This is a genomic window from Pseudoalteromonas sp. PS5, from assembly GCF_004103255.1.
GTDB lineage: Bacteria > Pseudomonadota > Gammaproteobacteria > Enterobacterales > Alteromonadaceae > Pseudoalteromonas > Pseudoalteromonas peptidolytica.
Genome location: NZ_RCSQ01000196.1, coordinates 1 through 11,769, shown reverse-complemented (window position 1 = coordinate 11,769; position 11,769 = coordinate 1). Strand labels below are relative to the sequence as shown.

The window sequence follows — 11,769 nt, the reverse complement described above, 5'->3', positions numbered from 1 at the left end:
AAAAATTTTGCTATTTAGTTGTGCCAAATAGGATATTTTTACCGCAGTTAGCGTCAGATTTACACCTTCAAATTGAGCAAGTACTAAGACTAATTAGTATTACTCACTAACAACGACAATGGGCAAAATCACCCGTTAATGTTTCTGTTAAACGGCACGGGATCCTCGTATTTGGTTCAGCTCCCCCACCTACATTAGGGGTTTGCTGCAAGGGCAATACTTGCTGCTTCTCGTTAAGCTGCTTCAGCGATGATTTTTTTAATTTTAACTGCATAATCATTTCCTTGAAATAAGAGTTTAGTGTTTTGATTTTGTCATCAACTCTAACTTGTCACACAATCGATAAACATTCAACAAAAAAACAACAACAACGAAGAAAAAAATCATAAAAATTACAAAATTACCGATAGATATGCTTTAAACCTGAATGGACGATACGGCAAAAAATAACTAACACATTGTTTTAAAAAGGTATAAAGCATTGTGGTGATATCGCTACATTTAGCTCACCACCTCTCACCCACCATGTTGATTAACTATTTTTTTACCTATATGCTGTTACCGTTTTGCTTATAAAACATACAACATGTGAGGATTTAATATGAAACCAACTTCTATTCTTCAATTAATATGGACGAGTAGTTTGTTGACCATTGCAGGCCAAGCTGCCGCATATGATTGCAGTACGTTAGCTAATTGGTCACAACAGCAGGTCTACAAAAAAGGCGCACTTATTCAAACTCAAAACCAAGCATTTGAGGCCAAGTGGTATAGTCAAAACGAAGACCCGACGACATACTCAGGCCCCTATGATGTTTGGAAAAATCTCGGTATATGTAGCTCAGGTCAAGATCATCCACCAAGCATTACACTCACAAGCCCTAATGATGGCGCTGTGCTGGGTAAAAATGACAGCGCTGTTTTATCGGCAGATGCAAGTGATATCGATGGTGATTTATCTTATGTGGAATTTTTGGTCGATGGACAGAGTATTGCAGTTGATAATACCCCGCCTTTTCAAGCAACATGGCGCGCAGCACTGGGTGAACATAGTGTGAGTGCGATTGCGACAGACGCTCAAGGGCACTCCACAACTTCTCGTTCAGCAACCATTTCTGTCAAGGCCAACGGTACAAACCTGCCTCCGGCGGTATCGGTAAACACCCCAACTAATGGCCAACAATTTTATCAAAACGACATAGTAAATATTGATGTTGCGGCTGAAGACACCGATGGCAGTATTACAGAAGTTATCATCAGTGCGAATAGCCAAACGATTTCAACCTTAACAGCTCCCCCCTTCCAAGTTCAGTGGCAAGCGTTGCCGCTTGGTATTACTCAGCTCAATGTTAAAGTTAGGGATAACCAAGGACTTATCAGCGAAGCAAATGTAGCGATTGAAGTGCTAAGCAAAACCGCAGGTGGTTGCCAAGGATTAAGATCCTATCGTGCTGGAGAAAGTTATCGTGCTGGTGAGCTTGTCGCACACAATAATCACAAATACCGCTGTGATGTTTCAGGCTGGTGTAGTTCTAATGCGCTGTGGGCTTATGAACCTGGTACAGGCCAACATTGGCGTGATGCTTGGAGTGATTTAGGACTCTGCGCTATCGCACCGAACGTCACATTTACGACTCCCGACAATAATAGCACGGTGCTAATTAACACTCCGACAACTATATCCATCAATGCACAAGACCCCGATGGCAGCATCACTAATTTATCACTTTATGCTGACAACAGTCTGCTTTCGAGTGTAAGCCAACCCAGCTTAAACTATGAGTTTACACCTACAGCGGCCACGCCTGTGCTCCTAACAGCAAAAGCGATGGACAATGAAAACAACCAAAGTGAAGAAACCATTACTATTAATGTCACTGATCAGCCTATTGCAGTTGATCTATTGGCGCCCACTAGCGGTAGCCAGCTTACGCTTGGTAACTCAACCCAGTTAATTGCTCAAGCTACTGCTTTTGTAGGACAAGTAACACAAGTTCAATTTTATGCTGATGGTGTATTGCTCAATACTGACACCTCTGCGCCTTTTAAATATACTTATTCCCCCACGTCCATAGGCGCAAAAACCCTTCATGTAACAGCCACTAATGACAGCAACGAGCAGGTATCAAGCAGCGGTGTTACGCTTAAGGTTATTGATAAACCGATTGGGAAAAAACACAAGCTCATTGGTTACTGGCACAACTTTGTCAATCCAGCAGGCTGCCCCATTCCCCTTGATCAGATGTCACAGGCTTGGGATGTCATTGATATCGCTTTTGCAGAAAATGACAGAAGCTCAAATGGTACGGTACATTTTAAACCATTTGAAAAGGATATTCGCTCTAACTGCCCTCCTATCGATCCGGCTAAATTTAAGACAGATATGCAAGCACTACAGGCCCAAGGCAAAATTTTTGTATTAAGCCTAGGTGGAGCTGAAGGAACGATTACACTAAACACCGACGCGGATGAGGCGGCATTTGTGCGTAGCTTAACCGACATCATTCAGGAATGGGGATTTGATGGTTTGGATATTGATTTAGAAAGTGGCTCTAACCTCGTGCATGGGTCTCAGATCCAAGCAAGACTACCACGCGCAATCAAACAAATTGAACAAAATATTGGTGGCAACATGGTGCTAACCATGGCTCCGGAGCACCCTTATGTTCACGGCGGGATGATTGCCTACTCAGGTATTTGGGGAGCGTATATTCCTCTTATCAATGAGTTACGAGATACCTTAGATTTACTTCATGTCCAGCTTTACAATAATGGTGGATTACCTAACCCCTACGAGCCTGGCAGTGCGCCTGAAGGCTCGGTCAATATGATGGTGGCACATGCCAAAATGTTAATCGAGGGCTTTGACCTTGCTGATGGTAGCCGCTTTGCGCCGTTACGGGACGACCAAGTTGCAATAGGACTGCCTTCAGGACCACAATCCGCCAATTCAGGACAAGCACCTATCGGGAACATAATCAATGCCCTAGATTGCTTAACCAAAGGAGTAGACTGCGGAACGATTCAACCGAGCAGAGCGTATCCAAACTTCGGTGGTGTCATGACTTGGTCAATCAACTGGGATAAATATGATGGCTACAACTTTTCTCGCCCGATTGGCGATAAATTAACGCAGATGGAGCAGCAATAACCGACATCAAAGCGATATAACATCTACTATGAGAGCCTAAGCAATGAGTATCACTTTTTTGTTTAGGCTTTTTTAGTTCGGTATGCATTCTCCTGAGCTTTGGGTATTTAGCCTAAACTATATGTGGATAGTTTGGTAAAAATGGTACGCTGTAATGGATTTCACTCCTACCACCTCCGCTCGATTAAAGACTCTGCTAACACAGTCAATTATTTTGGTCTCTTACTCCGCATCAAGCTTGGCTGGCACTGCAAGTTGTTGTTGAAGAAGACAGATATTACGATAACGATGGTGAGCTCCACAACAATGGGCAAAACGCTAAGCAAGGCTAACTAATTAACAAACCTCAGCCATAGTCTGACTTATAAACGCTCGCAGCCAACGAAGTGCTGGATATTGGTGCTGCACTTCGTGCCATACCATTGCGACATCAAAAGTACAGTCTGGTATGGGATTGTCAACGATCGTAAAATCAGCTCCGAGCTTTGATGCCTGACGAGCTGGGATGAGCGCAACTAAGTCTGTATTTTTTACCAGTTCTGGAACCAATAAAAACGAGGGGACTGACGTCATTACCTGTCTCGATTTACCATATTGCTGCAAGATTGAGTCAACGAATGTAGAGGTGCTACTCCCTTCAAAAGAGACCACAATGTGTTCAAGCTTCACATAATCTGCAATTGTTATTTTTGGCTTTAGCTGCGGATGGTGCTTCCTGCCAATCAACACGTACTTCTCTTGATATAAGATTTTAAATCTTAACCAATCAGGCCCGCATTCCGGCGACATTAATGCCAAGTCAAGTTCTGAGTTTTGCAGCTGGACTGCAAGCGTTGCTATTTTCAAATGGCAAAGCACGACCTTGATATTAGGTGCCGCAACTTTTAAACGCTGTATCACCTTTGCCATCACCATCAGCTGTATATAGTCTGTACATGCCACTTTAAAAGTTAAATTGGCCGTTTCAGGGGTAAAATCTTGATGCTCTACTAACACATTACTCACTAGCTTCATCGCGGTGCGAAGTTCCGGCAGCAAAGCAATCGCTTTGGCAGTTGGTAGCATGCCTTTATGAATAGGGACTAATAACTGATCATCAAATAATCCTCGTAGCCGACTTAACTGAGTACTTACTGCTGGTTGGCTGAGGTTCAGCCTATCTGCCGCTTTGGTCACATTGCACTCTTCCAGTAGCACCACCAAAGTCTGAAGCAGATTTAAGTCCATCTTTTTACTATCCATTTAATTTATACCTTGAGTAAAAATATTCAATTTTATTTATAGCAAGATTACAGAGATAGTAACAACTCCTATTCGTTACAGAGTACTTATCATGACTAAATCCGCACTAGTGATATCGGCACATCCAGAGCCGACTTCCTTAACTCAGACACTCGCCAAGACAAGCGTCGAAACCTTAACGCGTATGGGCTTGCAAGTTCAAACTTCAAATCTATACCAAATGGACTGGAAGGCAGTAATTGATGCAACCGACTTCCCGCAAGATGACTCACAAGCACCACTTGCGATTATTGCAGCGTCTGGCAAAGCATATTACTCAAACACCCTAACCGAAGACGTTATTCAAGAGCAGCAAAAATTGTTGGCTGCCGACTTGGTTATTTTTCACTTTCCGCTTTGGTGGTACAGCGTGCCCGCCATACTCAAAGGCTGGTTCGATAGAGTCTATGCCTATGGCTTTGCTTACGGCTATCAAAACAAAGGAAACCAATTGCGCTACGGCGAGGGAATTTTACAGGGAAAACGAGCATTAATTTGTGTAACTACAGGTGGTGGCTATGAGGATTACTCTCCTTTAGGGATAAACGGCACAATGGACGAATTACTATTCCCAATAACGCACGGGACTTTGTTTTTCCCAGGTATGGACGTTCTACAAAACCATGTTATTTTCGACGCCAAAGGCGAGCCTAATCAACGTATAGCTGATGAAGTTACCAGTTGGTCAAAGCGCTTAACACACGTATTTCGTGAAAAGCCAATCCCTTACCGAAAACAAAATAGTGGCGATTATATCAACGGCCAAATGCTAAAATCCGAAGTCGCGATGGGAAAGTCGGGTATTGCTGCACATATTGCTTAATCAAGGTGTTATCAGCTATGTTTATAGGATGTAGCTGATAATCAATGAGTATTGTAATTTGCAAAACATCTGGATTGCCTTTTTTGGCGTTGTGCTGCTCACAGCTTGTACCCGAGTCAATAGCTGCGAGCTTGCAGTACTTGATGGTAATGTCGTGCTCAATTCCTCAAAGGTGCAGCCTAAATGTCGTTTTAAACAAGATCAAACCGGCCAGTTGTCTGCTGCGGCTAAGTTCACCTCTGCGCTAACTCATCAAACGCCAAACGTTAAAATAAATCGGCTATCACAGAATCAAGCTCTGCAATCATGCAACATCGACGCTACACAAGATAGTTTGACGTGTACATTTAATGGCAAAAGCGACCATTTCACACTAACTAACACCGTTAAGCAGGGGAAAATCGCATCAACAAGCTGGCAGGATGATGACTATGTTTACCTTGGCTGGATGACTAAGGCTGAGGTATTAATGGGCTATATTACGTTTGGCACACTTAACAAACGCAGCGCGCCCTTTTTCATTCCCGCCTCCCAGTTTTGTCAGTATGGTCTAAGCTCGTATATTATTGACCTTGGTAAAAGCGACTCACTATGCCAAAACCACGAAGGGTTTTGGTCTCACAGCCGTTTGCTCCCCCTACCCCAGCCCTGCAAACAACCACAGCAAATGATCCAAGATAAAGGTGGAATTTGGGCACTGGAGTTTATCGAAAGTAGCTATCAATGGCGGATCTGTAGATACAACGATAACGCAGGTAGCCTGTTAGCCGCATACGAGTACAGTATAGATTTAAAGGCAACACTGGCTCGGTATGGCTTACAGCCCAGTGATTACACCCAACTTACTTTTTTAACCAATGGCGATACTAACGCCATTGCGAATGCGGTAGAAATAGATAACGTTTTTCCGGTCAGTGATATTACACCAAATCTTGACCCGCAGACGATAGAATTGCCTATTCAGCAACTACAATACAAACTGACCAAGCTAGATTAATTGCCACTTACTCTTGTGCTTCACGTAGCACTTGCATGTGGTTAGTTTGTTTTCTAAATTGATTTGGCGTGGTACCCGTGGTGATTTTAAATGCTCTAGTAAATGGTCCAACCGACGCAAAACCACTTTCCAGTCCAACAACAAGTACCGGCCAATGTTGTTTAGTGGGGTCTTGTAACAACACCTTAGCATGCTCAACTCTTAACTCATTGACCAATTGATTGAAATTTCGCGCCTGTAAGTTTTGTCGTATCACTCGGCTTATCTTATATTCCGGTTGATTAAATTGCTGAGCTAAATCAGCAACCTTTAACCCTTCTTTGAGGTATCCTTTTTGCGTAATAAGAAAGTGTTCGACCTGCTGCTGAAGTTCACTATCACCCTCGGCTTGCGTTGACTCACTTGATCTAGCGTACCTTACGGATGTTATTGTACGTTGAGATGAAAATCGCCAATACAGTAACACTTGCGCTGTCAATATGATGAGGATAGCTGCGCTTGTCACTGCCCATTCTTGAACCTCACGATTATCGGCAAAGCGATTTTCGGCCAATTTGGTGCCTGCGACACAAATAAAATAAGCGCATAAAAACAGCACCCTTTGTGCTTTTTCTGGCCCTTGAGACTGGGAGAATCCTCGACACCCTTCCCAAAATGCCAACATGAGCACACTAGATGACAACAATAGGGTAAGCTCATACGCCGCACTGTTAAGCCACTCCACGAATCCGCTAGCATTCATGTGTAACTGGCTGTCGATAAACAAATAGCCTTGTCGCCACACAACCAAAGCAGCAATGGCAGCTGCAAACACAATATGTCTCTGTAAAATGGCATTTTTTTCTCTAAATAATGCCCGAGCAAGCAACCAGAACCCATTACAGGTCACACAAGCACCAATGCCAATTAAATACTGATAACCATTTAAGGAATCTTGAGTTAGTTTTTTGGTCGTAGCCAGTGCTATTGAACCGCACACTAAAGCAAAGAGTAAATGTGCTGCTTTTTTTTCTTTTACAAAGAGCTGAGCAACAACCAAAGTACAACATAGGCTAAGCAGAAGTAGATAGTAATTTTCAATAGTCATGGTGATTGAAAGAATATTGATAGACACAGAAACTCTAACAGTCACACCAAAAGCATTCAAATTAACTTTGTAAGTAAACTTAACACCACCATTTTCAAAGTTTGGCCAACTTTCTTTGCTTTGATTTTCAAAATCAAAGCGACGAGATCGAAAAACCTTGTCATTTTATATATCAAATTTATTGATTTATAAGGATAAGTATTTTGTCTTCCCTCAACTTGACCAATTCAACAGGAGTTTCCTTAAATCCCTTTAGCGTATTGAATGGTGCTGCAAAGAGCTGGGTATGTGTTGCATTACTCGGGCAATGGATGTTTGCTGTTTACATCTTAAGCCTATATGCCATCCCGCTCATCACAGGGCTCACAGAGCAAAGTGCAGCTGCTTCACCTGCGAGTGGACACACAAAAGATGCCAAGGTATTTTTTAGCCATGTTTTACCCGCTGTGATTTTGGCCACCAGCGGCTTATTACAGCTTATTCCTACGGTACGAAAACACTTTCCACGCTTTCACCGCTACAACGGAAGAGTATTTTTTATTCTCGGTATTTCGGGCGCACTCACCGGGTTATACCTCACTTGGGTAACCGGCCTTAGGCTAAGCGATGTTGGTGCCATTGGTATCACACTCAACGGTATATTAATTCCCATTGCGATATTTTTTGCTTGGCGTACAGCCATACAAAAAAATATCGCTACACATCAACGCTATGCCGTACATAGTTTTTTCTTGGTTAATGGGGTGTGGACGTTTCGCCTTTATTTGTTTGGTTGGTACATGGTCAACCAAGGCTTCAATGGCAATACCACAACCTTAGATGGCCCCGTCGATATATTTATTTCGTTTGCCTGCTATCTGCTACCAATGACACTCGCAGAACTCTACTTTTGGGCAAAACGCCAAACCAAAGCTAGCGCACCGGTGTGGATAATCGCGGTGATGATGAGCTTAGGTTTTGTGATCACCGCGATAGGCGTTTGCGCGACCGCTGTCATGATGTGGTGGCCACGCATTTCAGCGGTCTTTTTTAGTTAAATTACAGTTTAATTAGTTAGGAGTAGAAACATGCTTTTAGTCAAAGCGAACAAAATCAACAAAGGCCTAATTACATCGGCAATCTTACTCGTGATATCAACGCTGATGTGGCAACATTTAAATGGCGGAATAGTGAGTCACTACTTACTTCACAGAGCAGATCTTCCAGCAGTATCTAACGCATGGGGAATTATCATAATTCCCGTATTAGCTTGGCTTACTGCACTGCGGCTTCATAAAGCAAGTGGCACAGAGAGCATTAAAAAAACAGCCCCCGTAGTTATTCCTACTGAGTTTTTGGTCGCATTCTTTGTGATGTTAATCTTTAGCTTGTTGCAATCAGCCCTTTGGGAGTTCGGTTATCAAAGCCTCACCATGTATACAACCTTAGGACTATTGATAGCTGGGTTATTTTATCCAATCTACCGCGCAGAATGCATATTGGGACACGTAGTCGGTGCTAGTTTTACCTTTGGTTATGTTATTCCACTAATTGGCATTTTAGTGATGGCAATCGTTTCAGTGTTTTCTCTTTTTTGCTTAAAACCTATCTTTTCTAAACTACTAGAGAAGATGCAAGCACCAATAAGAATGGAGTAATAGTGACCTTGGAAAGCTCAAGACAAAACAAATAACCCCTAAGCGCCGCTATATAACTCGTTCCTTGTCGTTTTGACTCGTGTTAAATTAGCGATGATTGTTAAGAAAGGAACGAGCGGTTATGCAAACTAAGTTAGTTACTCACATTGTTATCGTGGCTATTTTTACATTGCTGTCAATTGGTAGCGCTGTTGCTAATAACTCAGCAGATCCGAACTCGACACTGCAGCTTTCGTCCGCTTATTTTTCGCAAAAAAGAACGGTTCATATCGTCCTGCCACCAAGCTATGAGCAAGGCAATACAAGCTATCCAGTGTTATATCTAACTGATGGTCAGAGCAATCTTGAACATACCGCTTCAGCGGCTCGCTTCTTGGCACAACAACATAAAATACCGGAACTTATCATTGTTGCGGTCGAAACCAACGAACACCGCACTCGAGATCTGACCCCATCTTATCGCAAAGGCAGCCTTGCGGTACTGGGACATTTTGCAGGTTCAACACGGCAGCAAAATCCGGGCGGTGCAGAAATGCTACTGCAATTTATCGACAAAGAACTCATCCCTTATGTAGACAAGCATTATCGAACATCAGGCTATCGCGCGTTAGCAGGACACTCATTTGGCGGGCTGTTTGCAACCTATGCGCTACTTGAGAAACCCGATTTATTTAATGGTGTGATGTTGGCAAGTCCAAGCCTCTGGTGGGATAAAGAGCGATTATTAAATGATTTACTGGCAAAAGCGTTAATCAACAAGTGTATCTACATCAGCATGGCAGACGAAAGTGCAATCATAACGCAGCCTTTTCAACGTCTTAATGATGTTTGGCGAAAGCCAAATGGAATTGACTTCAAAGCGCAGCACTTTAGCGGCGAAACCCATATGAGCGTCGTCTACCCGAGCTACTATCATGGTTTGCAGCACCTCTTTAACCATTATCAGCCATCCTTGAAAGTAGCGGCTGCCAGTGTCACTCAGCTGGAAAAGCATGTCGCCATCGCTAAGTCACTATATGGACTCAAGGCTTACCCCTACGACGCACTGACTTCGCTAGGGTATACCGCCCTATTCGAACGTAACTTCACAGCGGCCATCAACCTATTTAGCTTTGTGAGCCAGCACAACTCAGAATCCCTCAATGCACTGCAGCAATTGGCAATGGCTTATCAGCAAAAAGGAGATAAGCCATCGCTACTAAAGACCTACCAAGCCATGCTTAAGCTTGAAGGGCTAAGTGAACGAGAACAAAAGCATTTATTCTATGAAATCAAAGCATTGCAACACTTACATTAACTGATTTTTTCTAAAGTGATGATATTCACTTAACGCAAGTGGCACTGAAACCACAGGGTTTTGTGAGTGCCCTGCGCCCTCGCTAATGCTGTGCCCCCATCGCACATTAGCAGGCGCATGCTGTTCAAGTGCATCTAATAAGCCGTGAAATGAACCCGTAATGATGTCATTCTCAGCACCGCCAATGGAGAGGTAAATATACTTAGGTTTGCTTTGAATATTGGCTAGGCTTTTTGCAAATTCTCTTACGACAACGGAGTCGTCGTACCACGCCGCAGGACTAAAAGCAAAGTAGCCATCAAAAAGCGTAGGTTTAGTCACCATGGTATAAAGTACAAAACTTCCACCAGCAGAGAATCCGCTTAAGATACGATTGTCATTAATTGAGTAGTTCTTTTCCAGATAAGGTAAAAGTTCGGTTTCAATGAACCGCAAAAACCTATCTGCACGACCAAAAATGGCAGGATCATTGTCACTCTCTGGACGGGCCTCAATCGCAACATCTTGTCGAGCATAAGGCGGCACTAAGTCGCGGTTGCGGGTCTGCGTCCAAAATTGATTGGGAATAGACACTAAAATGGCATCTTCTACCTTACCTTGTTCGGCAAGGCTGCTTAATACCTCATCCCAACGGGCGAGATTAAAGTTGCCGTCGGTGCGAATAATGAGTGGATAACTATGTGCCTTGTCATATCCTTTTGGGAGGCGAATAAAGACCTTGCGATCTTCATTAAGCACTTCTGAAGACAACACTACATCAACATAATCTGAAGTGTAATAAGACTGATACTGGGTAAACGTCCAACCAGCGGCGGCGATGACAATTAAACCTAAGAGGGAAAATAGATATCGTTTCATAAAACTTCCTGTCATTATTTTTATTATTATGGGTAATGTTACTCAAAGCCTGACTTATCCTACATTATACTGTCAAGAAACAACATAGCCTGTGGTTTTGAGAATGAAGAAGACCAAGTTAACGCAAAAGATAGGCCATATGCTAATTCAAACTAGGCGTTCTACCCAAATCCAGCTCACGTGGAGAAGCGCAAAGAGCTCTTTGCAGAAGGAGTGACACTAGACTTGGAGCTTATTTGCTTTCCCTGAGTGGAAAGCGACGCTAAGTCCTAGCTATGAGAATGATATGTTCAGATTTGGCGCTTCTACCCGCTATGTTGGCATGCAAAAACGTAAAGAAAATTATGACGCATCTTTCGCTATACCATTTAAGACGCCGACTATGATTTATACCGACTTAACGGCATCTTATTTCTACAGTGACACTCTGCGTTTTAACCTTGGTGCGAATAACGTTCTTGATAAGAAACTACTTGGGAACCGACGGTGGCTTGTTCGATACGATAGGTCGAACCTATTTTGCTAACCTAAACTGGACGTTCTAATGCACTAGCATAGCTTGTGCAAAGTACGCTATCTACAGTAAATTGGCGCGCACAGATAATACTGTGCTCGCCTTTTTATACCAATTTGCTTAA

General features: G+C 43.0%; 11 protein-coding genes. 7 read left to right on the top strand and 4 right to left on the bottom strand.

Annotation, left to right across the window (positions count from 1 at the left end; all coding sequences use genetic code 11):
• Positions 1–106: 106 nt before the first annotated feature.
• The gene (locus D9603_RS21905; protein ID WP_167508224.1) at positions 107–274 is read right to left on the bottom strand and encodes a hypothetical protein; all 168 of its coding nucleotides are present in this window, start codon (positions 272–274) and stop codon (positions 107–109) included.
• Positions 275–601: 327 nt separating this feature from the next.
• On the opposite strand from D9603_RS21905, the gene D9603_RS19785 reads away from it, so the two are divergent.
• Positions 602–3,151 (top strand): Ig-like domain-containing protein, encoded by a 2,550-nt coding sequence (locus D9603_RS19785; protein WP_128732604.1) that lies wholly within the window; start codon positions 602–604, stop codon positions 3,149–3,151.
• 336 nt (positions 3,152–3,487) lie between these two features.
• Here D9603_RS19785 and D9603_RS19780 read toward each other — a convergent pair whose 3' ends face one another.
• On the bottom strand, positions 3,488–4,393 hold the full coding sequence (locus D9603_RS19780) for a LysR family transcriptional regulator (RefSeq protein ID WP_128732603.1): 906 nt from the start codon (positions 4,391–4,393) through the stop codon (positions 3,488–3,490).
• A gap of 91 nt (positions 4,394–4,484) precedes the next feature.
• Between D9603_RS19780 and D9603_RS19775 the strand changes: the two genes are divergently transcribed.
• Entirely contained in the window at positions 4,485–5,255 is a 771-nt protein-coding gene (locus D9603_RS19775; RefSeq protein ID WP_128732602.1) for an NAD(P)H-dependent oxidoreductase, read from the top strand.
• Positions 5,256–5,313: 58 nt separating this feature from the next.
• Complete coding sequence (locus tag D9603_RS19770) at positions 5,314–6,252, top strand: hypothetical protein (protein ID WP_241651728.1); 939 nt, start codon at positions 5,314–5,316, stop codon at positions 6,250–6,252.
• Between the two features lie 7 nt (positions 6,253–6,259).
• On the opposite strand, the gene D9603_RS19765 is transcribed toward D9603_RS19770, so the two are convergent.
• On the bottom strand, positions 6,260–7,366 hold the full coding sequence (locus D9603_RS19765; protein WP_241651727.1) for an AraC family transcriptional regulator: 1,107 nt from the start codon (positions 7,364–7,366) through the stop codon (positions 6,260–6,262).
• Positions 7,367–7,542: 176 nt separating this feature from the next.
• On the opposite strand from D9603_RS19765, the gene D9603_RS19760 reads away from it, so the two are divergent.
• From D9603_RS19760 to D9603_RS19750, 3 genes are all read left to right on the top strand, one after another.
• On the top strand, positions 7,543–8,376 hold the full coding sequence (locus tag D9603_RS19760) for a DUF2306 domain-containing protein (protein ID WP_128732599.1): 834 nt from the start codon (positions 7,543–7,545) through the stop codon (positions 8,374–8,376).
• A 30-nt stretch (positions 8,377–8,406) separates the two neighbouring features.
• The gene (locus tag D9603_RS19755) at positions 8,407–8,976 is read left to right on the top strand and encodes a hypothetical protein (RefSeq protein ID WP_128732598.1); all 570 of its coding nucleotides are present in this window, start codon (positions 8,407–8,409) and stop codon (positions 8,974–8,976) included.
• 121 nt (positions 8,977–9,097) lie between these two features.
• Positions 9,098–10,273: an alpha/beta hydrolase-fold protein gene (locus D9603_RS19750; protein ID WP_128732597.1), complete on the top strand. Its 1,176-nt coding sequence runs from the start codon at positions 9,098–9,100 to the stop codon at positions 10,271–10,273.
• Here the strand turns inward: D9603_RS19750 and D9603_RS19745 are convergent.
• Positions 10,265–11,131, bottom strand: coding sequence for an alpha/beta hydrolase-fold protein (locus D9603_RS19745; protein ID WP_128732596.1), 867 nt, complete (start codon positions 11,129–11,131; stop codon positions 10,265–10,267). The two genes, D9603_RS19750 and D9603_RS19745, sit on opposite strands and share 9 nt — an antisense overlap.
• 286 nt (positions 11,132–11,417) lie before the next feature.
• Here D9603_RS19745 and D9603_RS19740 point away from each other — a divergent pair, with 286 nt between their 5' ends.
• Complete coding sequence (locus D9603_RS19740) at positions 11,418–11,657, top strand: TonB-dependent receptor (RefSeq protein WP_128732595.1); 240 nt, start codon at positions 11,418–11,420, stop codon at positions 11,655–11,657.
• Positions 11,658–11,769 lie beyond the last annotated feature (112 nt).

Bases quoted from the DNA above. Each gene is read 5' to 3' on its own strand.
- D9603_RS21905 (WP_167508224.1), bottom strand. From the start codon at position 274: ATGCAGTTAAAATTAAAAAAATCATCGCTGAAGCAGCTTAACGAGAAG.
- D9603_RS19785 (WP_128732604.1), top strand. From the start codon at position 602: ATGAAACCAACTTCTATTCTTCAATTAATATGGACGAGTAGTTTGTTG.
- D9603_RS19780 (WP_128732603.1), bottom strand. From the start codon at position 4,393: ATGGATAGTAAAAAGATGGACTTAAATCTGCTTCAGACTTTGGTGGTG.
- D9603_RS19775 (WP_128732602.1), top strand. From the start codon at position 4,485: ATGACTAAATCCGCACTAGTGATATCGGCACATCCAGAGCCGACTTCC.
- D9603_RS19755 (WP_128732598.1), top strand. From the start codon at position 8,407: ATGCTTTTAGTCAAAGCGAACAAAATCAACAAAGGCCTAATTACATCG.
- D9603_RS19750 (WP_128732597.1), top strand. From the start codon at position 9,098: ATGCAAACTAAGTTAGTTACTCACATTGTTATCGTGGCTATTTTTACA.
- D9603_RS19745 (WP_128732596.1), bottom strand. From the start codon at position 11,131: ATGAAACGATATCTATTTTCCCTCTTAGGTTTAATTGTCATCGCCGCC.
- D9603_RS19740 (WP_128732595.1), top strand. From the start codon at position 11,418: ATGTTCAGATTTGGCGCTTCTACCCGCTATGTTGGCATGCAAAAACGT.